The sequence below is a fragment of the Clostridium sp. AN503 genome, from assembly GCF_040719375.1.
Classification (GTDB): Bacteria; Bacillota; Clostridia; order Lachnospirales; family Lachnospiraceae; genus Brotaphodocola.
Genome location: NZ_JBFDTP010000001.1, coordinates 1,401,433 through 1,427,320, shown reverse-complemented (window position 1 = coordinate 1,427,320; position 25,888 = coordinate 1,401,433). Strand labels below are relative to the sequence as shown.

Here is a 25,888-nt window from a genome sequence, read left to right as displayed (position 1 = left end):
CCTATGAATATTTGATTCTTGGATCGACGATACAGTAAATAAAGTCGATCAGGATATTACCGATCAGCACCGCCGTAGCCACCATCACCGTCACCCCCATAATGATGGGATAGTCCCGTGCGTTGATGGAAGTGGTCATCAGCATACCGATCCCGGGCCAGCTAAAAACAGTTTCTGTTACTACGGAGCCGCCGATCAGCAGCGGAATGTTCATTCCCACCACCGTGACAATGGGGATCATCGCATTTCTCAGCCCATGTACGATAACGACCCGGATGCTTCCCAGCCCTTTGGCTTTGGAAGTCCTTATATAATCCTCTCCCATCGTCTCCAGCATGTTGCTCCTGACATGCCTCATATAGCCGCCTACCTGCTGAAGCGCCAGCGCCGTACAGGGAAGCACCATATGGTACAAAAGGTCTCCCGTAGTCTTGTTGGACGGGCTGGTATACATGCCGCCCATGGGAAACAGGTTCGTCTTCACACAGAAAAAGTAGATGAAGATCATACCTGCAAAAAAACCGGGGGTAGAGTTTCCGATAAACGCCAGGCCTGATGAGATATAATCAAACACCGAATTGGGCTTCAGCGCCGCAACCGTCCCCAGAGGAATCGCAACGGCCAGGGAAAGCGCCATGGATGCCCCAACCAGCAGCAGGGTCCCCCCCAGCTTTACTATGATCTCTTCAAATACCGGGTTTCCTGTCCTGTAAGAATATCCCAGATTCCCCCGCAAAAATTCTCCCAGCCATCTCACATACTGGATAACGACCGGCTGGTTGATGCCCATCTCCTCCTCCAGCGCAGCCACCTGCTCCGCTGTCATGTTGGGATTCGAGCTGACAATAAAGTCAATCGGAGATCCCGGCATCATGGATGTCAGCAAATAAGCCAACAGGGTGATTCCAAAAAAAGTCATCAGGGCGATCCCGAGCCTTTTCAGAACATATTTCCCCATCGCAATTCCTCCCTTACAAAAAACTTGAAAACGTTTTCTAGTTTGACAGCAGTTATCCTCTCGCAGTCTTCAGACCATCATTTCACTTTACTCTGCAAACATTGTGTCTATATTCTTAAATGCAGTCCTCAGGGTAGACGCCCTGATCGCCATATGGGTTGCAAGGATCAGCTCCTCCGGATCTTTGTCGCTGCCATTTATCCTCTCAAAAAGGATTCTGGTAGCCTCTGATCCGATATTGTACCGGGGCGCGATCATGGTAGTGATAGACGGCGTAGTGATGATCGACATGGCGACTCCGCCAAATCCCACAATAGCAACCTTGTCAGCGTTTACAGATCTTGATTCCTTACAGGCGTGAAGCGCGCCGGCTGCCACCTGATCGTTGGTGCATACAACACCGTCGATGGACGGGTCCCGTTCCACCACCCGCTGCATGGCCTCATATCCGCCCAGGATCGTGTATTCCGAATGCTCCATCAGCAGTCCGTCCTCACCGCAGCCATAATCCCTGACCGCCTTCCTGCATGCGCTCTGGCAGATATCATAGAGAGGCGAGCAGGCCGGGCAGCTCAAGTATGCCAGACGCTTTCTGCCGATCTCCAGCAGATGGTAAGTCATCTTGTAAAAAGCTTCCTCGTAATCCACTCTCACACAGTCCAGGCCGCCGCCAAGTCCGCTGCATTCCGCCAGGACTACCGGAATCCGGTTCTCCTGTTTTTTCAAAAACCTCAGAGAATCTATGAACTCTATGTAGCCGGGCGTACCGGCATTGCTGCTGGGAATGAAGATGATCCCATCCACCCACTGCTTTTCCAGATTCTCTATGATCCGCTCTTCCTTCTTGGCGTCCCCGCCGGTCTCCAGTATAATCGGGGTGATCTGGCGCTCATAGCAGTAATCGCTGGCCCCTTTTATGATGTCCGTATAATAAGTCTGCCGCAGTGACGGAAGAACAATGGCGATCTGGTTCCGTTTCGCGCTTTTCAAGGTACTGGCGATCGGGTTGACGCTGTATTCCGTCTCCTTGATGGCTTTAAACACCCGCTCCTTCAGCTCATCGCTCACATCAGCCGAATGATTCAAAACCCTGGACACCGTAGAGATACTGACCTGGGCCATCTCTGCAACGGTCTTTATATTAGAAATCTTCTTCATCCGGTAACTCCTCCCCCCTGTTTATCTGGATATTATTCCCAATTACTAATTAGGATAACATTCCGGTAAATCCTTGTCAACGAACAATGTCTCGCAAAGGGGACGTCTCCCACCATCCTTTCCTCAATGATTCACCATCACATCCAGGATCACCTCATCCGTGATCTGCATTCCTTCTCTTGCAATTGTAGAAATGCCTGCCACGGTTTCCGTGACCGTGTCCTTTACCACCCCCTCACCGCTTCCGAAGCCTCTGTGACGCTCCGCCAGATGGATCGCCACCAGCGCCGCCTCCACGGAGGAAGCGATCTTCGCCGCGCAGGAGGACTTGGCCCCGTCGCACAGGATGCCGCCCACATTGGCGATGGTGTACGTAACTACATTGGAGATGTCCTCCAGGCTGCCGCCCATCAGATACATCATACCAGCGCCGGAACCGGCGCCTGCACTCACCGCACCGCAGTATGCCGAGAGCCTTCCGATATCCCGCTTCTGGTAAACGGCTGTCAAGTTGCTGATACATAGTGCGCGGTATCGTTTTTCATCCGCAGCCCCAAGCTCCTCTGCACAGGCGATCACGGGCAGGGAAGCCGTCATTCCCTGGTTGCCGCTGCTGGAATTGATCACCACAGGAAGCTCACACCCGCTCATCCTGGCGTCGGAGCCTGCTGCCGGGAGGGCTTTTGCCATCACCTCAAAGCTTCTGCCGTACACCTCCACCAAAGTCTTTCCCACATTGGCCCCGTAAGGGTCCGTCAGCCCGGCTCTGGCGATCCGGGTATTATACTCGATCTGCCGGTCCAGTATGGCTTTCACGTCCTGGATCTTCACCTCATTGGCAAACTGGTAAATGTTCTCCATATTAAGGAAACTGTAATCCAGGTCCGCGCCGCCGTCCTCGTCCTCATAACAGCTTTCCGAGTAAAGGAGCTCTCCATTTTTTTCAATCCTGACGATCCCGGTATGGGTATGGATGATCTCCACCAGGGAGGACTGGCTTCCCGCGTACATCTCAACGATAATATGAAGCCTGGCTTTGCTCTGGGATATCTTAACATCACACAAGTCCTTCGCCAGAAGCTCCCTCACCTTTGCCCGGTCTTCATCGGTCACAGATGCGAGCACTTCCAGTTCCTTAGACGGATCTCCGCCCACAGCCCCGATCAGGGCCGCGGCCTCGATCCCGCTCAGGCCTCCAGTAGCCGGAACTACTACTCCCATCACATTTTTTATGATGTTGCCGCTGCACGTGACGGTCAGCTTCTCCGGGAAGGCTCCAAGCACCTCTCTGCCTTTTGCCGCCGCATACGCCACCGCAATCGGCTCCGTACAGCCCAGTGCCGGCACCAGCTCCTTCTCCAGTACATTGATAAAGCTGTCGTAAATCACCTGATCCATGATCCTCCTACTCCTTTGCCTGTCCTATTTTCCCCCATATACCGGAGAGCCCGTCTATAAGCGTCCTGTAACAGTCATATTTCTTTTCATAAATCCTTCTGTATTCCGGTCTGGGATACACAACCTCCCGCACCTTGACCGTGCTCCTGGAAGCCTCCTCGTAGCCGGAGAACACACCAGTCCCCACTCCCGCCGCAATGGCTGCCCCCATGATCCCCTGCTCCTCGCAGACCACCGTCTCAACCGGCAGCTGCAAGGCGTCCGCAAAGATCTGCACCCACACCTTTGATCTGGCTGCACCACCTGTAAGCCGCACCGCACCGGGCGCCGGACGGTTCTGCAAAAGCCGTCTTACATGCGTCATATGGGAAAACACGATCCCTTCGTACACAGCCCTCAGCATATGGGCTTTTGTGTTAAATCCAGTCAGTCCTGCAAAGACGCCTGTGGCGCGGGCGTCCTCTCCGGAGCCGTTTAAAAACGGAAGAAACACTACATTCATCCCCTCAGGGTCCGTCTCCTCCACCCACCGGTTCGTAAGCTCATAAATACTTGCGCCGTTTCTCTCTGCCGCTTCCTTCTCACAGGACAGCAGGTTGTCGATAAACCACTCCATATTGCCCGCGGAGGTAGGGCTGCTCTCCTCTATAAGGAAATATCCGGGGATGCAGTACATGGAGTTTAAAGCCACCGTTCCATTCGTGATCGGAGCCTTTGTGATATATTCATTGATACTCCAGGTGCCGGCGATCATGCACAGCGCATCTTCATTATCCAACCCCGCTGCCAGCCCGCAGGCGTCCACGTCGAACATTCCCGCCGCCACCGGCGTCCCCGCCAAAAGCCCCGTCTCACCGGCCGCTTCTCCAGTTACACTGCCGCAGAGATCCGCGGATCGCTTTAGAGGCGGAAGCTTCTCAAACAGCTCCTCCAGTCCAAACAGCCCCATGAGCTCACGGTCGTACTGAAATGTGTTCATATTGATCAGATTGCCTCCGGAAAAGACTGTGAACTCACCGCATGCGCTGCCAGTAAGACGGAACCGGATATAGTCATTGACCGAAAATATCCACTGCGTGTTCTCGATCACGGACCTCTCATGATCCCTTAACCATGCCAGGAGACTGACCGGCTGGCTTACCAGCACATCCTGATACGTCTTCTCAAAAACCTTTTTCTTTGTGCCGTCGTCCTCCCATTTTTTCACATATTCCCAGGCTCTTGTATCTGTAGAAAGGATCCCCCGGTATGCCGGTCTCCCATCCATTCCCACCAGATACAGCCCCTTTCCATGGCCGGAGAACGACACCCCCTTTATCTCCTGCGGATCAATCCCGCTTCGTTCCACTGCGCTTCGGATGACCCTGGCATTCTGAGCCCACAGATCGTCCATATCCCGCTCTGTATATCCCGCCTCCGGCGAAACATTCCGTACCGGCGCCTTCGCCACCGCAATGATCCGGCCTGTTTCATCCATGATCCCCGCCTTCACAAATGTCCCGCCATTATCAATCCCCATTAAGAACGGCATGTTGGCCCTCCTCTTCACTTCTTAACTGCAGCTCCCGCAGAGTTGCCGAGCTGTACCCGCTTCTCATCCGTCAAAGTGGCCCTGTACAATTCGTACCATTCCGCTCTGTCAAGCTTCACACTGCACGCCCTGCAGATGTCCTTCAACCGCTCCGGGTTCGTGGTGCCCACCATGGGCTGTATCTTTGCAGGATGGTTTAAGATCCAGGCAATGGCAATCGCCGACGGAGAAACATCTTTTTTCTCTGCCAGATGCCTTACCACACCATTTAATACAGGATATCCCTCGTCTTCCATAAATACGCCGCCGTAGAACCCTACCTGAAACGGCGACCACGCCTGAAGCGTCATGTGGTTCATCCTCATGTAGGTGAGTACCGAGCCATTATGGTCGATATTATCCTTTTCATTCAGCTTGATAGAATTTGCAGAATCAATTACCTCCGTGTGGGCAACACTGAGCTGCATCTGGTTGACCACCAGCTTCTGGTTCAAGCATGACTGTAAGTACTGAAGCTCCATCTGCTTGAAATTGCTGACCCCGAAATACCGCACCTTTCCGTTGGCCTGGAGAATATCAAATGCCTCCGCCACCTCCTCCGGTTCCATGAGCGTGTCTGGATGGTGGAGCATAAACAGATCGATATGATCCGTTCCAAACCTTCTTAAGCTGTCGTCCACGGACCTTAAAATATGCTTCTTCGACGTGTCTAAGTACAGCGTCTTTTCCGCGTCCCGGATCAGAGTACATTTGGTCTGGAGATACAGCCTTTCCCTCATTCCCGGATGCCGCTTGAGGATCTCGCCAAAATACAGTTCAGAATCCCCAAATCCATACACATCCGCGTGATCAAAATAGTTGATCCCCTCGTCAAGCGCCGTCAGGATCAGCCTCTCCGCCTCGTCCACAGGCTTTCTGCAGATTCTCATGCATCCCAGCGCGATCTCCGACGCTTCGATCCCGCTGCTGCCAAGTATGATCTTTTTCATCAGACGACCGTCTTCTCTTTTAGTTTTTCAATTTTAAAGTCGCAGTAATCGCAGCCCTTCTGGGCGCTGGTGCACAGCCAGGTTCCCTGCAGCTCCAGGGCATTTGCATGTCCATAATCCCCATAGCTGGCGATATCGCAGAGATACTCCACCTCCTCCGGTGAAAATCCCATCTTCTCCCAGCCCTGGACCAGAGCACATTTGCCCTCCATCCTGACCGTGGTATACTCGTCGTTTTTCTCAATGATCTGGTTTCCTACCGCCAGAGTGTTGGCTACGCTGTTGCAGCCCACCAAAAACTCGGCCAGCCCCTGCGGGTCCCCTTCACGGCCGGCTCCGGCCTTTAAGCCCAACGCCTTATATTCGCCATATGCATACAAAGCCTTTTTCGCATACTTGTCAAACAGCTCCTTCGGCATCACCTTGTAAAAGAATCCCAGATATCTTGCCCGGTCCTCCATGGCTGCCTCGATCAATGGACGTACCTCCTCATAGGTATAGGTATCCTTTTTGTTGTACTGCGCTCTCTCTTCCCTGTTTTCTGTCTTTAACATGTTTTCTCCAACCCCTCCTGCTTTTCTTTTATATGATTTTCTTTAAAAATCCGTAATCCGCCGCATCAAATTCTGTTGCCATGGCTTTGCTCAGTTCCTCAAACTGTCCCTGGTCATCCGCGCTTGCCAGAGGAAGCACGTCAAAATCCTGGACCGCAAAGAACCCCATCAGCGCCTGCGTGATCGTATAGCCTTTCTGCTCACACAGCCGGTAAATATGACCGGCGATCTCCAAGTTGGGCGCCGTATGGTAGCAGCTGTCCTGTACCGCCTCGCTGCCTTTTGCTCTTAATTTATGAAAGAAACCGCTGCACACTCCCATATACGGCATCAGCAGATTGTCCGACTCCCGGTGATACTGAAGCATCTCCTCATCACAGACCACCATCGTCGGGTCGGAAAACGGATTCATATATTTTACACCGATATTGTACATATCCTGGTTTGCCACAAAGCCTCTGTATCCTTTTGACTTACAATATGCGTCGGCCTCTTTCATCCTGGCGGTGGTCCAGTTGGAGCAGCCGTAGTAGCGGATCTTTCCATTCCGCCTAAACTCCTCCATGGTTTCAACCAGTTCCTCCACACTCCGGTTCACATCATCCCTGTGGTAAAAATAGATATCCACGCAGTCAACGCCCAGTTTCTCCAGACTGTCATTTAAGTCTGCTTCCATCTCCTGCCTGGACAGGCGGCTGATATGCATCGTCTCGCTCCTGGGATGCCCGCCCTTGGTCATAAGGATAAAATCGTCTGTCCTCTTCCGGTCCCTGATCCACTCTCCGACCACCCGCTCGGCCCTGGCCGTCTCACCAGGGATCCAGTCAGAATACACATGGGCCGTGTCAATCAGGTTCCCTCCTGCCTCCAGGTAATTCTCAAACATCCGGAATGCCTCCTCATGGTCCCAGGACAGTCCTGCGTTGACTGTTCCAAATCCAATCGCGCTCAGCTCCAGATCTGTGTTCTTAATCTTGATCTTTTTCATTTTTCTTCTCTTTTCCTTTATTCGTACCGTCTGATCCAGTCATCCCGGTCACAGCCGCACATCTCACAATACTTGTCCCATACAAGCCCGAAGGGAAGCCCTTTTATCTCCTCCAAAAGCGCCAGCCTCCGGGTGAACCGCCCCTCATGTTCTGCCTGCCGCAGCTCTTTTTCCGGCTGCAGAAGCGCCAGCAGGATCGCCTTTTTCGCGCTTCTCCCGCCTATGGCTGTAGCTGCAATGCGGTTGATACTCCCGTCAAAAAAGTCAAGCCCGATGTGAACCTTATCAAACGCATCACATCTTGAGATCTCTTCCATGATCGCTTTTGTCTCATCATCCAGGATGGTCACATGGTCACTGTCCCATCTCACCGGACGGCTCACATGCAGCATGATCTCCTGGTCAAAGACCAGATAAGAGCTTAATTTGGACGAGATCACTTCTGTGGGATGGAAATGACCGGCATCCATACAGATGATACAGTTCTTTTTGTGGGCCACATAATTGGTATAAAATTCATGGGAACCGGTCACGTAGGATTCGCTTCCCAGGCCGAACAGCTTGCTCTCCACCGAATCCACATTGTACCTGGGATCGATCTTTTCTTCAAAAATCTCATCCAACGATTTCTCAAGGAGTTTTCGCGGTCCCAGCTTATCCACGGTGATATCCTTGTATCCATCCGGGATCCAGTGGTTGGTATAGCAGGTCTGCCCCAGCTCTTTTCCGAAATATTCCCCAATCTTCCGGCAGCGTTTTCCATGCTCCACCCAAAATTGCCGGATCTCCTCGTCATTGCTGGAAAGGGTAAATCCATCCTCGCTTTTGGGATGGCTGAAATAAGTAGGGTTAAAATCCAGACCAATGCCCATCTTCTTCGCAAAGTCCACCCAGTGCTCAAAATGCTTCGGCTCGATCTGGTCCCTGTCCACCGTCTTTCCTGCATTGTGGTAGATCGCGTGCGCCGCCACCTTCTTCCTGCCCGGGATCAGCTTCAGGGCTTCTTCCAACTGTTCAAAATATTCCGCCGCAGACTTGGGTTTCCCCCCGGCATTCCCCGTCGCCGCAATCCCTCCTGTCAGCTTTCCTTCGAAATCCTCCAGACCGGTCAGATCGTCAATCTGCCAGCAGTGGACGGACAACGGGATCTCTGCCAGTTTTTCCAGAGCCGCATCCGTGTCAATCCCATACCGGGCATACAGCTCTTTTGCCAGTTCATAATTCTTTTCTACATCTGCACTCATCCTGGAACCTCCTCATACCATGGTCGTCGAGACCGCCAGCTCGGCCTGGGTCGTATCAACTCGCGTATACTGTACCTTTAATTCTGCCGCGCTCTCAATCATGATGGCGTAGGGGGTATCCTTCGGCACCGTCTGCCCGTTCTCGCCGACCAGCCGGTCCAGACGCAGATGTACGGTCCTCTCCGCCGGGACCACCGCAGAAAATCCTCCCATCTTGTCCCTGTCCTCAAAATAGAGCGTCAGGCTCACATAAGCATCCCTGTCCGTCACATTCAAAAAACAGACTGCCTCATGGCTCACGTAAGCCGTTCCGCTGCATGTGCCTGGATAAAATGCATCCGGGATATACCACCTGTTCATCGCACCATCTCCAATCTCATAAATAGTTACACTCTGCTTCGTCTAAAATCAGAAAACGTTTTCAAGATTGACAGCAAATCGGATGCCCTTCTATTGCCCAGGTGACCTGATATTTTCCAGGTTTCGGCTTATAATGGTTTTCTGCTGTCAGCAGCCATTGAAACTGCACGTACTGGGTCTGCTTTTTTTGCTGTTTTTGCTTCTTCTGCTGCCCCTGCTGTGTTTTTGGCTATTCACTTTTTGTAAATATTGCACGTTTTTTGAAAACGTTTTCCAAATTTCTTGTTTTTATTATAGATCGCCTTTTCTGAATTGTCAATATAATTTTTATTTTAGCATATTTTATACAATATATTTGGTTTTTTATTGTGCATACAGCACAACTAACGGGGGTATTTTTGTTTAAGTATTGGTTTTTACTAGAAAAACGTTTTCAAACCCACTTCTTTTATCGCAATTCTAAAAACTTTCGGGAGTTGTATACGTAAAAGCGGCAGGCGGTCTGTTTTTGCCGTCTGCCACTTTCTAAAGTCTGCTATCGCCTGCCAGAGTTTACTGAAACGAGGGTTATTTCAAGGTAATGTTATCCTCTTACATCAACTTTTAATATTTATTCTTCCTCAAATATCCTTAATCTTTTTACAATTTCCTCTGGTTTTTGCATTAATTCCTTTATCTCAACTACCAATGGCTGGTAACTTGCTATATCAAGTTTTGCCACAGATATCTCCAAATCTCGCACCATTGCTGCGATACTCGTTTACATAGTACCCAAACTTTTTACTGGATCCACGCCCCATCCCCGCCAACATAAAACCCATCCGGCGTCCGGGTATTTTGAAGCATAGCTCCGCTGGCATCCGTATAATACCATTTTCCATTCCAGTCGATCCACCCACAGCGGATATAACCGTCCTGCCCAAAGCAGTACCACTTGCCGTCGATCTGCTGCCAGCAATTGACCGGATAGGAGCCATTTGAATACTGATACCACCAGCCCTTCGTGTCCAGGCACCAGTGATTGCCGCCTCCGGTATTTACGCCTCCATATGCGCCTGGACCGCCGCTGCCTCCGGATACTCCAGGGCCTCCGCTGCCTCCGCTGCCCCATCCTCCGGGACCCGGGTTATAACCGCCGCCAGGACCTCCGCTGCCCCCGCTCACGCCAGGGCCTCCATTTGAATGATGGCTGCTGCCTCCGGGGCCGTCCGAATAACCATAGCTTAGATCATCCGCCTCATAGGCCGTCACATACCAGCTGTCGGAGCTTTCCCAGTCGCCCTTTTCGGAGCCGCTGCCCACTGCGCGCACTGTAAAATAATAGTCTCCCCGCCGGGTAATACTCCCAGCGAATTCAAAATAAGTCTCATATGTAGTACGTATCCCGGTCACAGAGGAATTATCACGGTACAGCTTCACCTGATAATACTTGGCTGCCGGGTTCTCATCCCAGGAGGCCGTCCCAGAACCTTCATCCCAGACTGCGCCCTCTACACTCAGATCCCCGTTGTCAAGCTTGTCAAGCTTCATAGTCAGTACCAGAGTGGACTTGTCATCCTCCCGGCGGGCCGTCACATAGGACGCGTCATCTCCGGAAAATGAAAATATCTTCTTGCTGGTGTCGGAGAAATAATAACCGCTGTTTGCATACAGTTCCACCGATACCCGCGGCGTCATGCCGCCCATCCAGTCATCATCATCGTTCAGTATCTCAACACCGCCCACACGGTACGTGGTGTCACTGGTGGTCACATAGACCCGCCCGCTGCTGCTTCCCGCTTCAATGGTGGAATTGATATTCAGATTGATATCTGTGATCTTCGCCCGCTCCTCCGCCGCCAGGACGCTTCCCGCGCCCAAAACCGTAAGGACTGCCGTAAGTACCGCCGCCGTCAGCAGGGCATGTATCCGTTTCAGCCGTCCTTTAAAACTCTTCCGCCGGCTTCCGCCGTCCATCTGTCTTTTCTCTCCTGTAAACTCCACAGTCGTCGCCTCCCTCATATCGTTTATGCTTTTCACCGTCATCTCATATATCCCATCCACTGCCTGTTCCATGCTTTCTTACGTTTCATACCGGGCACATCCTTCCCATCCCTCTGCGGCACGCTCACAGATTCGTCGCCCGCGGGAGCGAGAAGATGAACTCCGACCCCACTCCTTCGGTACTGATCACATCGATATTCTGCCCATGGGCCTGGATGATCTCCTTCACGATCGCCAGTCCAAGACCGGTCCCCTTCTTGTCCTTGCCTCTGGACAGATCCGACTTGTAGAACCGCTCCCAGATCTTCTTCACGCTGTCCCTGGGGATACCGATCCCCGTATCCTTCACCGACACAAAGAGCTTCTCATTGCGGACGTAGGTCTGTATATAGATCGTGGAATCCGGGTGGCTGAACTTGATCGCATTGTCGATCAGGTTGTAGAGCACCTGCTGGATCTTCCCAAGGTCCGCATACACCATCTGGATATTATCTGAAAATGTCAGGTCAAAGGTGATGTTCTTGGCGTCACAGGTCCCTTCAAAGGACGCCGCCGTGTCCTTGATGACCCGGTTGATGTCAAAATTGCTCCGTGACAGATAGCCCCGGCTGTCTAAAGAGTTTAAGGTCAGCATACCCTGGGTTAGCTTCGTCAGCCGGTCCGTCTCGGTGATCACCCGTTTTAAATACTTCTCATACATCTCCGGCGGGATAGTCCCGTCGATGATCGCTTCCAGATACCCCTTGATGGATGTCAGCGGCGAACGGAAATCATGGGACACATTGGCGATAAAGGTCCGCTGGTATTCCTCCATCTTATTCAGCTCGTCTGACATGTAATTCAGCGTAGCCGCCAGATACCCCATCTCATCCCGGCTGCTTAAGTCAATATGGTACTCCAGGTTCCCGGCTGCGTATTCATTGGCGCCCTCCGTGATCTTCTTCAGCGGAAAATACACCGTCTTAGTAAATACCAGCAAAATGATCAGCGACAATACAAATATGATAGCTGCCGAGATATACACTACGTTCAGCCGGCTGTTGCTCACTTCGCCGATCTGGGACATGGGGAGATGCACCAGCACATACCCGTAGGTGTTGTAATTGCCCGTGATCGGGGCAGACACGCTCAGCACATCATAGGGGAACTGCCCGTAATAATCTCCAATACAGTAGGACTTGTTCCCGGTAGCCGTCGGGTCGAAATCCTCGATCACCGTACCGGTCCTGGCAGAGCGGTCGCTGTCCACCACCACGATCCCCTGGCGGTTCACCACCCAGATCTCCGCCTTCACGAACTCCGCCACCGCCTGAAGCTGCGGGTATGCAGAGTTCAGATCCTGCTTCTTGCCCTGGTAAACGCTGCTGTAGGAGGAAGCGATCAGGTTCGCCTCGTCATACATGGCCTCCGCCTGCTCCTCCACCAGATGGTTGTGCATAAGGCGGGCAGATAAGGTTCCAATGGCGGTAAATCCCAAAAGACCAAAGACCAGATAGCCTAATATAAATTTTAAATACAGGGAATGTTTCATATCCTACCTCTCCATTTTCTGCTCCGCTGCCGCCTGTTTTGATGTTATGCACCAATTATACACGATTCCCGCCAGACAGGCAATCCCCGTTCCGGCCTCCCGGTTCTGCCGTTTCCTTTTACGCCTTTGTTTTCTGTCCGCTGCTTCGGTATTCCGAGGGCGACATGCCCGTGTATTTTTTAAATGCCGTACTGAAATAGGGGATATTCTCATATCCTGCCATCATGGCTGCCTCGTAGATCTTCATATTCGGGTTCTTCATCAGCTCCTTCGCCCGCTCCATCCGCACCTGCAGCAGATAATCCGTGAATGTGCAGCCCAGTTCCGCCTTGAACAGCGTGCTGAACCGTCCCCCGCTGAGCCCCGCTTCCGCCGCCACCTCCTCCTGGCTGAGGGACGGGCAGTTGTAATGGCTGCCGATATACTGCAATGCTTTATATATTGGGGCGGGATAAGCTCCTGCCTTCTGCCTCCCTACATACTCACAGATTCTGCTTAAATTCCCTCTCAGAACGCCCAGCGCCTTTTGTATGGTCTCACATTCGATCAGCTTCCTGTACTCATCCACAGGATTCTCAAACACCAGCTCCGCACGGATGCCGATCCGGTCCAGCTCCTTTAAAATACTGCTGTATAAGTTTCCCACCATGAACTGCATATAGAGAAACGAGTCCAGCCCCATCTTCTCCAGCCGTTGTTCCAGCTCGTCCATACAGGCCCCCAGACAGTCCGGATCACCCCGCCGGACCGCATCGATCAGATCTGTGTTAAACAGCATGGCTGCATCTCCCGCCTCCGGCTCCGCCTTTTGCCCGCGGAAGCGCTTAAGCTCCTCATAGGACAGATCCTGGTTGTAGCCTTTTACGTATTTCAGCTTCAGGGCCTCCTTCGCCTCCTCATAGCAGCGTCCCAGGCTGCGGATCCCGGTTCCTATGCTGCTCACGGCGCTGACCAGCGCAACGCCGTCCTTTTCAAAACGTTTCCGCACCGTTTCAATCCCATAACTGCACCTCATCTGCACCTGCATCCCGGACTGGGCCACAACTGCCAGCTCAAAGCGCCGTTCCTTCTGCACCAGCACATAGATCCCCTGCCTGCGCAGCTCCTTCGCAAGACCGCCCATATCTCCAGCTGCCTCCTCTGATTCCAGGATCACAACCTGACAGGCTTCCGTCTCCATCTCCCGGATACGGGCGTCTTCATAATCTTCATACACCAGCAGCTTGCGCAGCAGGTTCTCCTTCTCCTCAAAAGAATCCCGCACCGCATCGCCAAACTGCCGGACACAGGAAATGACCAGGCGGGTAAGCTCCTCCATATCGATGGGCTTGGTCAGGTAGTCCTGTACGCCCAGCTGCAGCGCCTTCCGCACATAGGCGAAATCGTCATAACCGCTGAACACAATGACCATCAGCTCCGGATTCAGCTTCCTGCCTTCCTGGATCAGCCCCAGGCCATCTACATAGGGCATACGGATATCCGACAAAAGCAGGTCCGGCTTCTGTTCCCTCAAAAGCCGCAGCCCCTCCTTCCCGTCCCCGGCCGTGCCTGCGATCTCCACGCCCAGGCTCTCCCAGTCCACGACCGAACACAGCCCTTTTCGTATGATCTCATCATCATCACAGATAATTGCTCTCATAAAACCGTTCCCCATCTTTCCGGATATGCAGCGTCACGATCGTCCCTTCTCCCTCGGACGACTCGATCTGCACGCCGCAATCCTTTCCAAATACGATCTTCAGCTTATCATTTACGTTGCGCACCCCATATCCGGTTCCCTGCTGTCCAGAAGAAATCTCTGCAAATTCCCGGTTCAGCCGGTCCACTGTCTCCTCCGGCATACCAAGCCCGGTATCCTCCACCTGCATCAGGATCTCATCCCCTTTTTCAAAAATGTGGATATAGAGGTATCCCTTGCCCTCCTTTAACTTCAGGCCGTGATAAATGGCGTTCTCCACCACCGGCTGCAGGATCAGCTTCGGCGTTTTGCAGGCAAGAAGCTTTGGCTCCACATTGATGTCGTAGTCGAACTTCTCACTGTAGCGCCGGTGCTGGATGCTCAGATAACTGCTGATATGCTTCACTTCCGCTTCGATCGTGATGATATCCTGTCCCCTGCTCAGGCTGATCTTGAAGAAATCCGTAAGGGCCTCCAGCATCTCAATACTATCCTCCACCTGCTCCATCCGCAGCGACCAGATGATGGAGTCCAGCGTATTGTACAGAAAATGCGGATTGATCTGCGCCTGGAGCGCTTTTAACTCCTCTCTGCGCAGTTTGCCCTGTTCCTCATAAATAGCCTGGATCAAGTGCTTCATCTCTCCCACCATATGGTTGAAGGAATGATACAGGATCCCGATCTCATCCTTCCGCTCCGTCTCCACCGTCACGTCAAGATCCCCGCCGCAGACCGATTCCATCGCCTTCACCAGCCGGTCCACCGGACGGGTCACGGAATCCGCCAAAAACTCCGCCAGGGCCAGAGACCCCATCACGGCCACCGCCAGCAAAAGGATCATCAGGATCTTGATATACTCTACCGACTTTGCGATCGCCGCCTTCGGGATGACCCCGACCACCTTCCAGTCCGTCTGGTTCAGGGTCTGATATACAACCAGTTGTTTTTTATTCTCCAGCACATGGGAGATCCCATATTCCGGGATCTCCCCCGAGTTGTCCTCCACCATCTGCCTGGCTGCCGCAAGCTCCTCTGGATCTGCAGTCCCCATCTGCCCGCCGGACTGCGCGGCCAGATCTATCATCCGGTTCCGCTCATCCATCAGAAAGACCGTCCCGCTGCCGCTCACCGCCCGTCCGGCGATCTCAGCCAGCTTCCCGGTCTCTATCTCCGCCAGCACCACGCCTTTCGTCCTTCCGGTCGCCTTGTCGATAAACGGTATGCCCATGGAAACATAGGACCTGTAAGGCGTCCGCACCACATAGGAATTCTCATGGGGAGCAAACCACTGAGGCTTTGCGGTCGCATGGATGATCCGGTACCAGGTCGTTTCCCGCGGGTCGGTCAGAAGGAAAGACGCCGAGCTGCTCTTATATCTGCCGCCGTTATCCCCCAGCACATACACCCCGTCGATATCCTTGTTGTAGTAGGGAAGCATCATCAGCTCCATGCTCCCCTGCAGATCATAGGAGAACCGCTCCTTCCTGGTGGAGAAATCCTTTCGGATCAGCTCCTGCATGTTCAGATTGTCGTTCATCGCCCCGCAGACCTGATAGGTCTGAAAGAACAGTTCATTCACATCACTGCAGGCATTCTGTACCATCCGTGTCATTGTCTGCCTGGTCTCATTGAGGATCTTTGTGGAGGTCATATAATAATGGATAAGCCCAAACAGGATCACGATCCCCGACGCTGAGGCGGCAAAATACAGGATCATTTTCTCCCGCAGCTTCCAATGGCCCATATCTTCAAACACCCTGAACAGTCTTTGCCTAATACGCATTTTCAAACGCCACCTCTGCATTTTCTATAGTATATATCTGGTTTGCGATGACAACCCTCCGCTCCAGGACCTCGCCTGCGTCATGCCGTCTCACCAGATCCAGGACCACCCGGCCATAGTCCGGGCTGCTTTTCACGGTGGCAAGATATTCTTCCGTAATGATCGCCTTCACCACATCCTGGATCCCGCCGATCGACACCAGCGCCACATCCCGCCCCGGCTGTACATCCGCCAGCTTAAGCGCCTGCAGTGCCCCCAGGCCATCCTCATCACTTGGTGCAAACACCGCATTAAAATCAATCTCCTGGTCCGCCACAGTAAGCTCTGTCGCTTTCTGCGCCGTCAGACGGTTCCCGTTGCTCTCCACCCGTTTCGAAATATACATATTTGAGTGGACTCTCACACCATGCATAAATCCCATGTAACGTTCCCGCGACATGGTGGATTCCTTGTCCCCCTGGATCACCATGGTATTGCACGGCTGGATCCCAAAATGCTCCGACAGGATATCCGCGCACAGCTCCCCCTCCTTAAAATAATCCGGCGCCACGTAGGTCAGGTAATAATCCTCCTTCCGGCGCTCCGGCTCCAGCTCTACTTCCTGCTCCGCCAGAATGACATGGACGCCCCGCTCTCTCGCTTCCATAAGCGCCTCCTCATATCCGCTGCGGACGATCGGCATCAGCACCAGATAATCGATCCCCTCGTCAAACAGTCTGCGGATATCCTCAAGCTGCCACGAAAGCGTCTCCTCCTCCGGTTCATGGTAGATCAGCTCTATCCCCTGCGCTCTCGCCGCGTCTAGAAAACTGTTGATCTGGGCGGTCTTCCAGGGTGTCATCGGCTCCGCCTGGGACAGAGCCACCCTAAGCCCTTTTGCCTCCTGCGCCTTTACCGGACGCCCGGCCTGGTTTTCCTTCCACAAAAGTACACTGCACACCGCAATGACCACCATGCATACCGCCATGATCTTCCGTTTCATGCCGTTTCCCCCATTCTTTGTCTGCCTATTATTATATCAGATGGAACCCCCTGTTTCCACACCCTGTTTTCATGCAGAAAACCCGCGCCGCTGTGTCTTTCCTTCGGGACACAGCGCTGCACGGGTCTTTTTGCTATTGTTTCAATTAGTAGAACAGATTGACCAGCCCGGTAGAGAACACCGGCACATAAGCCATCAAGAGCATACAGATAAACAGCATGATATAAAATGGTATGGACTCCACTATGAACTCCTTGATCTTACATTTGGTAATGCCGCAGGTCACAAAGATCAGCGCCCCCATGGGCGGAGTCACACCGCCGCATGCCATGGTAAAGATATACACCATTGCAAAATGGATCTGGTCGATGCCGTAAGCCTCCGCAACCGGAGCCAGGAGCGGCACCAGCACGATCAGGGCCGCGTTGCCCTCAATGAACATTCCCACTATGATCAGGAACATAATGATAACAAACAGGAACAGATACTTATTATGGATGGTGCCAAGCACCAGCTCCGTGAAATGCTGCGGGATCTGTTCCCTGGTCAGGATCCAGGCAAACGCGGAAGCGCCGCCCACGATCAGCATGATCGAAGCAGTGGTCGCCACCGTCTCTTTCAGTCCGGTCCCCACATCCGACAGCTTCAGCTCCTTATACGCAATGCCCAGCGCCAGGGAATAAACGATCGCCACCGCTCCGGCCTCTGTAGGTGTGAAGATACCCAGACGGATCCCGCCGATGATGATGACCGGCAGGCACAGCGGCAGGAATGCGCGGACGATCTCCGGCCTTGCCTCCTTCATGGTAAGCTTCTCCGTGCGCATAGGCGCATAGCCCCGTTTCTTTGACACGAAATGCACCAGGATCATCATCGCCACACACAGCAGTACGCCCGGCCCGATCCCTGCGATAAACAGCTTGCCGATAGAAATATTGGCAATGGAGCCATAAAGGATCATGGCGATCCCCGGCGGGATCAGCGGCGTGATCATGGACGACATGGCCGTAACTACGGTGGAAAATTCTTTGGAATAGCCGTGGCGCTCCATCTCCGGCACCAGCATCTTCGCTTCCATTGCCGCATCAGCCAGGTTGCTTCCCGAAAGGCCGCCCATCAGCGTTGACAAAAGTACATTCACCTGGGCCAGTCCCCCGGTCATCCTGCCGGTCATGACATTGCAAAAGCCCATGACCCGCCTGGTAACTCCAGAATAGTTCATAAACACGCCTGCGCAGATAAAAAACGGGATCGCCAGCAGCGGGATGCTCTCCACACCGGCTAACACCCTCTGGCCCAGGATCTTGGTAAACGGGCCGCCCGACAGAAAAAAGTAGGTCATGGAACCGGACAGGATGGAAATGAACACCGGTACCTTGAGAAACAGCAAAACTAACAGTATGGCAGTTGAAATCAGGATAATACTGGTCTCCATCTATGCTTCCTCCTTCCCGGTCAGCTCCCGGTATGTATTGATGCAGGTCTGGACAGCCATGGTCACGCAGCCAACCGGCAGCGGCATATAGATCAGGCTGTAGGGTATCTTAAGGATATTGGTCACCCGGCTGTACCGGACCATCTGCATGATATAGCGGATGCCCTGGTATCCCACATAGCAGAGCACGGTCACTGACACCACTGCGATCAGAACGCTCACAACATCCTGGATTTTTTTCGGAAACATCTCCACGATCACATCGATGGCGGCATGGTTTCCGCACACAAAAGCAAAGCGTCCGCCCAGGAACACCACCCAGATGATCAGCGCCAGCTGCACCTCTTCCTGCCACACAAACGGTTCCCCAAAGCAATAGCGCATGATTACCCCAAAAAAGGTAACCCCCACCAGCAGTACCAGGGCCGCACTGGCAATCAGCGTATCCAGATTGCACAGGATCCCTAAAACTTTATTTTCCGTTTTCATAACTATCCCCTTCTTCTACTCGTTGATGATGGCTTTGATCTCGTCGATCAGGCCCTCCGACCACATGGCTTTGATCTCCGGGTCTTCATAAAACCGCTCTCCCGCCTCTTTAAAATCCTCCGGCGTCAGCCCGCTGACCTTGACTCCGGCCGATTTCAGCGCCAAAAGAGCCTCCTCATCCGCTTTTTCGATCTGCTCGCTGTTAAACACCCCGGCCTCATCGCCGCACTCCATCAGGATCTGCTGCTGTTCTGCCGTCAGCGTGTTGAAGAAATCAGCGCCCATGATCCAGCATGTCATATCATATGTATGGGCATCCAGCACCAGGTTCTTAGCCACCTCCTGATACGCCCCGTTTAAGATGACCGGCAGAGGGTTCTCCGCCCCGTCGATGGTTCCCTGCTGAAGCGCCGTATAGATATCGCTCATAGCCATGGGCGTCGGTGTGGCTCCCAGGGATTCAAATACCTTGATCAGGATCGTCTGGTTCGGCACACGGATTTTCTTACCTTTTAAATCGCCGACCTCATTGACCGGCTTTTTTGTTATGGTATGGCGGATGCCATATCTCCAGGTAGTCAGGATCTTCAGGCCCACATTCTGTTCCAGCTCCTCAGCCTTTCCCTCAAACCACTGGCTGTCCACTACTTTTTCCACATCCTCCCAGCCCTCAAACAGATACGGCGCGAACAGGACACCGAAGTCCTGTACACCCCGGTCCTGGAAAAACGGGCCGTTCGCCAGGGTCACCACACAGTCGCCATTCACTGCCTGGTCGATAATGTTGTCTTTGCTTCCCAACTGGCTGGACGGGTAAAGATCCACCCGCATCGTACCCCCGCTCTTTTCCTCCACCAGACGTTTCCATTCCTGGCAGGCCATATCGATCGGCTCCCCCGGATTGTTCTCATAACCGATCATGATCCTGACTTTCTTCCCGGCCTCCGCCTCTGCCTGCTCTGCCCCGCCTCCGGACTGGTCGGAGCCCGCAAGTGAAACAGCAGTCACGCAGACCAGCGCCAGCGCCAATGCTCTTTTCATCACATTCCCTCCTGTAAACTTGGTTTTCTCTTGAATTGAGCTTATTATAATCGGAATGCCGCGTTTTTGTAAATTCACTCTCATCCTGTTTTCTTTCAATTTCATTTTAAATGGTTCTGCTTTATCCCAATTTTTATAAATTTTTTCTAGTTATGTCGTATTTCTGCCTTTTCTTACAGTATTCCTTCAGCTTAAGTTTCCCTCTTAAGCTCATAATAAAAAAGAACAAAAAATGTTTTCTGAAAGGAGTGTAAACTATGCAAACCTGCAACTGTCATCCGGTCCCGTCAGCGGAAGCCGGCCTGGTTCTCGCCATTTCAACCGTCCCCCTGCAGCCCTGGGAGACACCCTACGCCCCGGAAAAAGCCCTGAAACAGGGTACCATTTTCCCGGCGCTTGACAAACCGTTCTATGTTACTGCGGACGGTTCCGCCAATATTCCCGAAGCCTGTTCCTGTAAGGCAGGACAAAAAGGAGGTGCCCATCATGGCTGACCGCGCACAGCTTCTACAGCAGATCCAGGAGATCAGCTTTGTGGTAAATGACTTAACCCTTTATCTGGACACCCATCCGCTCGATACGGACGCCCTGGACAATTTCAGCCAGGCGAAGGCACAGCGCAAACAGCTTATGGAACAGTTTGCCCGCCAGTTTGAGCCGCTGACCGTGGACTGCGTATGTCCCGATACCAACAACGAAACCGACAGTCACTGCAAATACCCGGGGCAAAAGCATTTTACCTGGTCCGACGGACCGCTTCCCTGGGACAACCAAGGAGGTGCTTTATAATGTGGACTTATGAAAAACGGCTGCAGTTCCCGGTCAACATCACACAGACCTGCCCCAAAACAGCATCGCTCATCATCTCTCAGTTCGGCGGACCCGACGGCGAGCTGGCTGCTTCCATGCGTTATCTTTCCCAGCGCTACACCATGCCATGTAAGGAAGTGGGCGGACTTTTAACGGATATCGGAACGGAGGAACTGGCGCACCTTGAGATCATCTGCGCCATGGTCTACCAGCTTACCAAGAACCTGACCCCGGAGGAGGCCAAAACCGCAGGCTTTGACGCCTACTATGTGGATCACACCACCGCCCTCTGGCCTACGGCGGCGGCAGGCGTGCCTTTTAACGCCTGTGAATTCCAGTCCAAGGGCGACGCGATCACGGACCTGCATGAGGACCTTGCCGCAGAGCAGAAGGCCCGCACCACCTACGACAACTTGATCCGCATCATCGAAAATCCGGAAGTCCGGGAACCGCTCAAGTTCCTGCGCGCCCGGGAGGTAGTCCATTTCCAGCGTTTTGGGGAGGCGCTGGAAAAGATCAAATCCACCATGGATGCCAAAAACTTCTATTATTTCAACCCTGAATTTGACAAAGCAATGAAGTAACGTGTTAAATAATTTTGCTTGACATCGGTCAGATTCAGAGTTATGATAACAGAAAATCGCACAGCCAAATGCGTTTAAACAGGAAAAGTACTGTCGGGAAAGTTTACAGAGAGCCATGGCGCGGTGGAACATGGCAGCGGAACCTGCAGGAAGATCACTTGTAAAGCAGTCCGGGTGAAGGTTGGTGTATATGCCATCTGTGTAAGCCGGAACGGGTAACAGCCGTTATCATGTTGATCATTGTCAGATGATTGTGAGTGGCCATGGTTTCATGGCAATCAGAGTGGTACCGCAGAGGAATTTCAGTCCTTTGTCTCTATTGGGAAGTAGAGGCAAAGGACTTTTTTAGTTCTTTAAAGATACATTTTCATTCACCTGCGCTGGCGGTTTTGGGAAAATGGTATGTAAAAGGAGGAAGTTTTTATGAAGTTCTTAGAAAAACTCAGTGATTTAGTAGGAAAGTACATGGCCGCCATCGTTCTGGTGATCGCCGCACTTGCCCTGTTTGCTCCGGGCAGCGTCAGCTTTATCAAGACCAGCTATGTCAACACTCTGCTGGGCATCGTTATGTTCGGCATGGGCCTGACCCTGCGGGCCAATGATTTTAAGATCGTATTCAGCAGGCCGAAGGACGTGATCGTCGGCTGCCTGGCCCAGTTCACCATCATGCCGCTTTTGGCGTTTCTGCTGACCAAACTGTTCCGCCTCCCGGCGGAGCTGGCTGTGGGCGTTATCCTGGTAGGAACCTGCCCCGGCGGGACCTCCTCCAACGTCATGACGTACCTGGCAAAAGGCGACGTGGCACTGTCGGTGGGAATGACCGGAGTATCCACGATCCTGGCGCCGTTCCTCACGCCGCTTTTGACCTACATATTTGCGGGACAGACTGTGGATGTCAATATGATGAGCATGTTTTTATCCATCGTAAAGGTGGTCATCATCCCGATCGTCCTGGGCTGCCTGATCAACCGCTTCTTCTCTGAGATCACCCAGAAGGTTGTCAAAGTCCTGCCGTTAGTTTCCGTTACCGCCATTGTAGCCATCGTCGCGGCCGTGGTTTCCGCCAACTCCGCCAAGATCATGACCAGCGGCCTTCTGATCGTTCTGGTTGTGATCCTGCACAACTGCTGTGGTTACGGCCTGGGCTTCTTCGTCGGCAAGGCCCTCAAGCTGGATATGGCAAAATGCAAGGCCGTGGCAATCGAGGTCGGCATGCAGAACTCCGGCCTTGCCACCTCCCTGGCAGCCACCCATTTCGCCCAATATCCGCTGGCTACGATTCCGGGCGCAGTGTTCAGCGTATGGCATAATATCTCGGGAGCTATCTTTGCGAACTTTATGGCGGAGAAGAACTGATCAGTCTAGTCATATTGACCTAATCCACCATGTCAGACCACTTGCTGCCTGACTATCACACTTATGAAACAAGTAGAAGCTCCCATTCATGCGCAATGCGATGGATTAATTTTTCGGGATATAACATGTTGCAAACATAAGAAATTTGGATGATGAAGGCAAACTGGAAATCTGTGGTGTGTTTAAAGGGTATCCAGGAGTAGCAGGTATGTATATCTTGAAAGTGGAAAGCCGGGAGGAAGCAAAAGAACTTTGCGATAGGGAACCGTTGGTTATTGGCGGATACGCAACATACAAACTGATTGATTTTATTGCTGCAAATCGTAAAAACAATTATTTACTATAAAAAACCGCCCTGTTTGCGAGACAGGGCGGTTTTTCATAGGAGTTGAGTCTTTTTGCCGTTCCACGGGTCAGATGGATCTGGCATTTGAAATGTATAGAATATTCACATGTAGTTAGTTGCTGCTAACTATTTATATATTAGCATATGCCAACTTAAAATTCAACCCCCTTTTACAATGTTTTGCTGTAAAATTTTCTCACCTACTGCTAATCAATTACAGTTCAGCCCCGAGCTCCCGCCCTCCAACCAACTCCCCCGCGCTGAACTGTGATCAATCCTTCCACTCCAGCCTGTGCAGATGCCCCTCCAGCCTCATCTTCTCAAACCCATTCTGCCTCAGCGCTTCATACAACACAATCGCCACGGAGTTCGCCAGATTCAACGACCGGATATCCCCCCACATGGGGATCCGCACGCAGTCCTCCTTGTGCTCTACCAGGATCTCCTCCGGAATGCCCGCGCTCTCCTTGCCGAACATCAGATAGCAATCCGGTTCATAGGAAGCCTCCGTATACACCTTCGGCGCTTTGGTAGTCGCCATATAGATCTTTGCCCCTGGATTCCTCTGCAGGAAATCCCCGAAGTCACTATAGACCGTCACATCCAGCTTGTCCCAGTAATCCAGCCCAGCCCGGTGAATCGCCTTTTCATTCAGCTTAAAACCCAACGGCTCGATCAAATGCAGCCTGGTGTTGGTCGCCACACAGGTGCGGCCGATATTGCCTGTATTGAGCGGCATTTCCGGCTCGTATAAAACAACATTCATCTCAGATAACCTCCGCAATTCTTCATAATATGACAGTTCTCCATAATATAACCATTCATCAATAAAACCGCCCGGCACACGCCGCTGTAAAACGCGCCGTACCGGGCAGTACTCATTCTTTCTTTAAAACCCCTGAATCTCTATGCTTTCCCATCCAGCCGGTTCACAAATCGTTCGATCCTTCCCAAAGCTTCCTTTAAGCTCTTTAAAGAATACGCATAGGACACGCGCAGATACCCTTCTCCAGAATCGCCAAAAGCCGTACCAGGAACTACAGCAACCTTCTCCTCCTGTAAAAGACGGGTTGCAAATTCGTCTGAAGTCATCCCAAACCGCTTAATGCTGGGGAACATGTAAAATGCCCCCAACGGTTCAAAGCACTCCAGCCCCATCTCCTCAAAAGCATGGATCAGATAACGGCGCCTCTGGTCGTAGGACTCCCGCATATGCTGCACATCGGCGTCACCGTCACGCAGCGCGCTCACCGCCGCATACTGGCTGGTAGTCGGCGCACACATGATCGCATACTGGTGGATCTTGAGCATCTGGCTCAAGATCGCGCTCGGCGCACAGGCATAACCCAGCCGCCAGCCGGTCATAGCATAGGCCTTGGAAAATCCGTTGATCAGGACTGTCCGCTCCTTCATACCAGGAAGAGACGCGATCGATACATGCTTCTCCGCTCCATAGGTCAGTTCCGCGTAAATCTCATCGGAGATCACAAACAGATCACGTTCCTCCACGATCTTTGCGATCTTTTCCAGATCTTCGCGCTCCATGATCGCTCCAGTAGGGTTGTTTGGAAATGGGAGCACCAGGATCTTGGACTTGGGAGTCAATTTCTCCAGAAGTTTTTCCGGGGTCAGGCGGAACTGGTCCTTCTCCTCCAGCTCGATCACCACCGGTACGCCGTCTGCCAGCACTGCGCAGGGCAGATAGGATACATAGCTGGGCTGGGGGATCAATACCTCATCCCCAGGGTTGATCATAGCCCTCATAGCGATATCTATGGCTTCGCTGCCGCCCACTGTCACCATGATCTCCGTATCCGCATCATAGGTCACATCACACCTGCGGCGCAGATAATTATGTATCTCAACTTTTAATTCCTTAAGCCCCGCATTGGACGTATAGAAGGTACGCCCTTTTTCCAGGGAATAGATGCCCTCCTCCCGGATATGCCAGGGCGTGTCAAAATCCGGCTCGCCTACGCCCAGGGAGATTGCATCCTTCATCTCACTTACAATATCAAAAAATTTGCGGATCCCGGACGGCGGAATCGCAACGATCTTATCACTTAATGGATTTCTCACGGTGTAATCAGCATCCTTTCATCCTGGATCTCGTCGCTTAAAACAGTGCCGTGGTCCTTATATTTTTTTAAAACAAAATGGGTTGCCGTGCTTAAAACAGAATCCAGCGGAGCCAGCCTGTCGGAGACGAACTGAGCCACCTGGCGCATGGTCTTGCCCTCAATGATGACCATGAAATCAAATGCTCCTGCCATCAGGTACAGGGAATTCACCTCACTGTACTGGTAGATCCGTTCCGCCAGCTTGTCAAATCCCATGCCGCGCTGAGGGGTGACCTTGACCTCGATCAGAGCGTTTACCTTTTCCTCGCTGGTGTTGTCCCAGTTGATCAGGGTATGGTAGCCACAGATGATATGCTCTTTTTCCATGTCGGCAATCTCGTTGGCGACCGCGGCTTCACTTTCCCCTAAAAGAATCGCCAGGTCATGGATGTCGATTCTGCTGTTCTTTTCGATAACTGCCAAAATTTTCTCTCTCATAATAGATTGCCTCCTCGTTATTTTATAGTAACCGGTCAAGAAAATGGCGCCCTGAACCGTTACATTTAATATATGATAATGACTTCCCGGTGGGAAGCCACTTCATTCTTATTATGTCCGGAGCTCCAGGAC

At 52.4% G+C, this 25,888-nt stretch carries 25 protein-coding genes and 1 other annotated feature; of the genes, 5 read left to right on the top strand and 20 right to left on the bottom strand.

Translation table 11 applies throughout. From position 1 onward, the window contains the following. Position 1: 1 nt before the first annotated feature. From AB1I67_RS06490 to AB1I67_RS06410, 17 genes are all read right to left on the bottom strand, one after another. Positions 2 to 958 carry an ABC transporter permease gene (locus AB1I67_RS06490; protein ID WP_367028990.1) on the bottom strand — a complete coding sequence of 319 codons (957 nt, stop codon included), beginning with the start codon at positions 956 to 958 and terminating at the stop codon, positions 2 to 4. An 87-nt stretch (positions 959 to 1,045) separates the two neighbouring features. Beyond that, on the bottom strand, positions 1,046 to 2,116 hold the full coding sequence (locus AB1I67_RS06485) for a LacI family DNA-binding transcriptional regulator (protein ID WP_367028989.1): 1,071 nt from the start codon (positions 2,114 to 2,116) through the stop codon (positions 1,046 to 1,048). A 123-nt stretch (positions 2,117 to 2,239) separates the two neighbouring features. Then, positions 2,240 to 3,514, bottom strand: coding sequence for an L-serine ammonia-lyase, iron-sulfur-dependent, subunit alpha (locus AB1I67_RS06480; protein ID WP_367028988.1), 1,275 nt, complete (start codon positions 3,512 to 3,514; stop codon positions 2,240 to 2,242). Positions 3,515 to 3,521: 7 nt separating this feature from the next. After that, positions 3,522 to 5,045, bottom strand: coding sequence for an FGGY-family carbohydrate kinase (locus tag AB1I67_RS06475; protein WP_367028987.1), 1,524 nt, complete (start codon positions 5,043 to 5,045; stop codon positions 3,522 to 3,524). A 14-nt stretch (positions 5,046 to 5,059) separates the two neighbouring features. Beyond that, on the bottom strand, positions 5,060 to 6,034 hold the full coding sequence (locus AB1I67_RS06470; protein WP_367028986.1) for an aldo/keto reductase: 975 nt from the start codon (positions 6,032 to 6,034) through the stop codon (positions 5,060 to 5,062). Beyond that, a complete protein-coding gene (locus AB1I67_RS06465; RefSeq protein WP_367028985.1) occupies positions 6,034 to 6,588 on the bottom strand; it encodes an L-2-amino-thiazoline-4-carboxylic acid hydrolase in 555 nt (184 codons plus the stop codon). The genes AB1I67_RS06470 and AB1I67_RS06465 overlap by 1 nt, the downstream gene beginning before the upstream one ends. 28 nt (positions 6,589 to 6,616) lie before the next feature. Beyond that, positions 6,617 to 7,576: an aldo/keto reductase gene (locus tag AB1I67_RS06460; protein WP_367028984.1), complete on the bottom strand. Its 960-nt coding sequence runs from the start codon at positions 7,574 to 7,576 to the stop codon at positions 6,617 to 6,619. Positions 7,577 to 7,593: 17 nt separating this feature from the next. Continuing rightward, positions 7,594 to 8,820, bottom strand: a complete 1,227-nt coding sequence (locus AB1I67_RS06455) for an L-rhamnose isomerase (protein ID WP_367028983.1) — start codon at positions 8,818 to 8,820, stop codon at positions 7,594 to 7,596. 12 nt (positions 8,821 to 8,832) lie between these two features. After that, positions 8,833 to 9,180: a sensory rhodopsin transducer gene (locus AB1I67_RS06450; protein ID WP_367028982.1), complete on the bottom strand. Its 348-nt coding sequence runs from the start codon at positions 9,178 to 9,180 to the stop codon at positions 8,833 to 8,835. Between the two features lie 780 nt (positions 9,181 to 9,960). Further along, on the bottom strand, positions 9,961 to 11,235 hold the full coding sequence (locus tag AB1I67_RS06445) for a hypothetical protein (protein ID WP_367028981.1): 1,275 nt from the start codon (positions 11,233 to 11,235) through the stop codon (positions 9,961 to 9,963). A gap of 52 nt (positions 11,236 to 11,287) precedes the next feature. Beyond that, entirely contained in the window at positions 11,288 to 12,694 is a 1,407-nt protein-coding gene (locus AB1I67_RS06440; protein WP_367028980.1) for a HAMP domain-containing sensor histidine kinase, read from the bottom strand. Between the two features lie 118 nt (positions 12,695 to 12,812). Then, positions 12,813 to 14,333: a response regulator gene (locus tag AB1I67_RS06435; RefSeq protein ID WP_367028979.1), complete on the bottom strand. Its 1,521-nt coding sequence runs from the start codon at positions 14,331 to 14,333 to the stop codon at positions 12,813 to 12,815. Further along, complete coding sequence (locus tag AB1I67_RS06430; RefSeq protein ID WP_367028978.1) at positions 14,314 to 16,155, bottom strand: sensor histidine kinase; 1,842 nt, start codon at positions 16,153 to 16,155, stop codon at positions 14,314 to 14,316. The genes AB1I67_RS06435 and AB1I67_RS06430 overlap by 20 nt, the downstream gene beginning before the upstream one ends. Then, positions 16,145 to 17,137, bottom strand: a complete 993-nt coding sequence (locus AB1I67_RS06425) for an ABC transporter substrate-binding protein (RefSeq protein ID WP_367028977.1) — start codon at positions 17,135 to 17,137, stop codon at positions 16,145 to 16,147. Before AB1I67_RS06425 ends, AB1I67_RS06430 begins: the two co-directional genes overlap by 11 nt. A 145-nt stretch (positions 17,138 to 17,282) precedes the next feature. Next, a complete protein-coding gene (locus AB1I67_RS06420) occupies positions 17,283 to 18,572 on the bottom strand; it encodes a TRAP transporter large permease (RefSeq protein ID WP_367028976.1) in 1,290 nt (429 codons plus the stop codon). Then, a complete protein-coding gene (locus AB1I67_RS06415; RefSeq protein WP_367028975.1) occupies positions 18,573 to 19,061 on the bottom strand; it encodes a TRAP transporter small permease in 489 nt (162 codons plus the stop codon). Positions 19,062 to 19,076: 15 nt separating this feature from the next. Then, the gene (locus AB1I67_RS06410) at positions 19,077 to 20,102 is read right to left on the bottom strand and encodes a C4-dicarboxylate TRAP transporter substrate-binding protein (RefSeq protein ID WP_367028974.1); all 1,026 of its coding nucleotides are present in this window, start codon (positions 20,100 to 20,102) and stop codon (positions 19,077 to 19,079) included. Between the two features lie 257 nt (positions 20,103 to 20,359). On the opposite strand from AB1I67_RS06410, the gene AB1I67_RS06405 reads away from it, so the two are divergent. The 5 genes from AB1I67_RS06405 (at position 20,360) to AB1I67_RS06385 (ending at position 23,198) form a co-directional block, all read left to right on the top strand. Further along, positions 20,360 to 20,596 carry a spore coat associated protein CotJA gene (locus tag AB1I67_RS06405; protein WP_367028973.1) on the top strand — a complete coding sequence of 79 codons (237 nt, stop codon included), beginning with the start codon at positions 20,360 to 20,362 and terminating at the stop codon, positions 20,594 to 20,596. Beyond that, on the top strand, positions 20,589 to 20,891 hold the full coding sequence (locus AB1I67_RS06400) for a spore coat protein CotJB (protein ID WP_367028972.1): 303 nt from the start codon (positions 20,589 to 20,591) through the stop codon (positions 20,889 to 20,891). The genes AB1I67_RS06405 and AB1I67_RS06400 overlap by 8 nt, the downstream gene beginning before the upstream one ends. Beyond that, entirely contained in the window at positions 20,891 to 21,496 is a 606-nt protein-coding gene (locus AB1I67_RS06395; protein WP_367028971.1) for a manganese catalase family protein, read from the top strand. The genes AB1I67_RS06400 and AB1I67_RS06395 overlap by 1 nt, the downstream gene beginning before the upstream one ends. Positions 21,497 to 21,560: 64 nt before the next feature. Next, positions 21,561 to 21,810 (top strand) — a binding site (T-box leader). Between the two features lie 109 nt (positions 21,811 to 21,919). After that, on the top strand, positions 21,920 to 22,852 hold the full coding sequence (locus AB1I67_RS06390) for a bile acid:sodium symporter family protein (RefSeq protein ID WP_367028970.1): 933 nt from the start codon (positions 21,920 to 21,922) through the stop codon (positions 22,850 to 22,852). Positions 22,853 to 22,988: 136 nt separating this feature from the next. Then, positions 22,989 to 23,198 (top strand): hypothetical protein, encoded by a 210-nt coding sequence (locus AB1I67_RS06385; RefSeq protein WP_367029167.1) that lies wholly within the window; start codon positions 22,989 to 22,991, stop codon positions 23,196 to 23,198. A gap of 271 nt (positions 23,199 to 23,469) precedes the next feature. On the opposite strand, the gene AB1I67_RS06380 is transcribed toward AB1I67_RS06385, so the two are convergent. From AB1I67_RS06380 to AB1I67_RS06370, 3 genes are all read right to left on the bottom strand, one after another. Continuing rightward, positions 23,470 to 23,964 carry a tRNA (cytidine(34)-2'-O)-methyltransferase gene (locus AB1I67_RS06380; RefSeq protein WP_367028969.1) on the bottom strand — a complete coding sequence of 165 codons (495 nt, stop codon included), beginning with the start codon at positions 23,962 to 23,964 and terminating at the stop codon, positions 23,470 to 23,472. Between the two features lie 140 nt (positions 23,965 to 24,104). Beyond that, positions 24,105 to 25,277, bottom strand: coding sequence for an aminotransferase class I/II-fold pyridoxal phosphate-dependent enzyme (locus tag AB1I67_RS06375; RefSeq protein ID WP_367028968.1), 1,173 nt, complete (start codon positions 25,275 to 25,277; stop codon positions 24,105 to 24,107). Further along, positions 25,274 to 25,756, bottom strand: a complete 483-nt coding sequence (locus AB1I67_RS06370) for an Lrp/AsnC family transcriptional regulator (RefSeq protein ID WP_367028967.1) — start codon at positions 25,754 to 25,756, stop codon at positions 25,274 to 25,276. Before AB1I67_RS06370 ends, AB1I67_RS06375 begins: the two co-directional genes overlap by 4 nt. Positions 25,757 to 25,888: the final 132 nt, after the last annotated feature.

Bases quoted from the DNA above. Each gene is read 5' to 3' on its own strand.
- AB1I67_RS06490 (WP_367028990.1), bottom strand. From the start codon at position 958: ATGGGGAAATATGTTCTGAAAAGGCTCGGGATCGCCCTGATGACTTTT.
- AB1I67_RS06485 (WP_367028989.1), bottom strand. From the start codon at position 2,116: ATGAAGAAGATTTCTAATATAAAGACCGTTGCAGAGATGGCCCAGGTC.
- AB1I67_RS06480 (WP_367028988.1), bottom strand. From the start codon at position 3,514: ATGGATCAGGTGATTTACGACAGCTTTATCAATGTACTGGAGAAGGAG.
- AB1I67_RS06475 (WP_367028987.1), bottom strand. From the start codon at position 5,045: ATGCCGTTCTTAATGGGGATTGATAATGGCGGGACATTTGTGAAGGCG.
- AB1I67_RS06470 (WP_367028986.1), bottom strand. From the start codon at position 6,034: ATGAAAAAGATCATACTTGGCAGCAGCGGGATCGAAGCGTCGGAGATC.
- AB1I67_RS06465 (WP_367028985.1), bottom strand. From the start codon at position 6,588: ATGTTAAAGACAGAAAACAGGGAAGAGAGAGCGCAGTACAACAAAAAG.
- AB1I67_RS06460 (WP_367028984.1), bottom strand. From the start codon at position 7,576: ATGAAAAAGATCAAGATTAAGAACACAGATCTGGAGCTGAGCGCGATT.
- AB1I67_RS06455 (WP_367028983.1), bottom strand. From the start codon at position 8,820: ATGAGTGCAGATGTAGAAAAGAATTATGAACTGGCAAAAGAGCTGTAT.
- AB1I67_RS06450 (WP_367028982.1), bottom strand. From the start codon at position 9,180: ATGAACAGGTGGTATATCCCGGATGCATTTTATCCAGGCACATGCAGC.
- AB1I67_RS06445 (WP_367028981.1), bottom strand. From the start codon at position 11,235: ATGGAACAGGCAGTGGATGGGATATATGAGATGACGGTGAAAAGCATA.
- AB1I67_RS06440 (WP_367028980.1), bottom strand. From the start codon at position 12,694: ATGAAACATTCCCTGTATTTAAAATTTATATTAGGCTATCTGGTCTTT.
- AB1I67_RS06435 (WP_367028979.1), bottom strand. From the start codon at position 14,333: ATGAGAGCAATTATCTGTGATGATGATGAGATCATACGAAAAGGGCTG.
- AB1I67_RS06430 (WP_367028978.1), bottom strand. From the start codon at position 16,155: ATGCGTATTAGGCAAAGACTGTTCAGGGTGTTTGAAGATATGGGCCAT.
- AB1I67_RS06425 (WP_367028977.1), bottom strand. From the start codon at position 17,137: ATGAAACGGAAGATCATGGCGGTATGCATGGTGGTCATTGCGGTGTGC.
- AB1I67_RS06420 (WP_367028976.1), bottom strand. From the start codon at position 18,572: ATGGAGACCAGTATTATCCTGATTTCAACTGCCATACTGTTAGTTTTG.
- AB1I67_RS06415 (WP_367028975.1), bottom strand. From the start codon at position 19,061: ATGAAAACGGAAAATAAAGTTTTAGGGATCCTGTGCAATCTGGATACG.
- AB1I67_RS06410 (WP_367028974.1), bottom strand. From the start codon at position 20,102: ATGAAAAGAGCATTGGCGCTGGCGCTGGTCTGCGTGACTGCTGTTTCA.
- AB1I67_RS06405 (WP_367028973.1), top strand. From the start codon at position 20,360: ATGCAAACCTGCAACTGTCATCCGGTCCCGTCAGCGGAAGCCGGCCTG.
- AB1I67_RS06400 (WP_367028972.1), top strand. From the start codon at position 20,589: ATGGCTGACCGCGCACAGCTTCTACAGCAGATCCAGGAGATCAGCTTT.
- AB1I67_RS06395 (WP_367028971.1), top strand. From the start codon at position 20,891: ATGTGGACTTATGAAAAACGGCTGCAGTTCCCGGTCAACATCACACAG.
- AB1I67_RS06390 (WP_367028970.1), top strand. From the start codon at position 21,920: ATGAAGTTCTTAGAAAAACTCAGTGATTTAGTAGGAAAGTACATGGCC.
- AB1I67_RS06380 (WP_367028969.1), bottom strand. From the start codon at position 23,964: ATGAATGTTGTTTTATACGAGCCGGAAATGCCGCTCAATACAGGCAAT.
- AB1I67_RS06370 (WP_367028967.1), bottom strand. From the start codon at position 25,756: ATGAGAGAGAAAATTTTGGCAGTTATCGAAAAGAACAGCAGAATCGAC.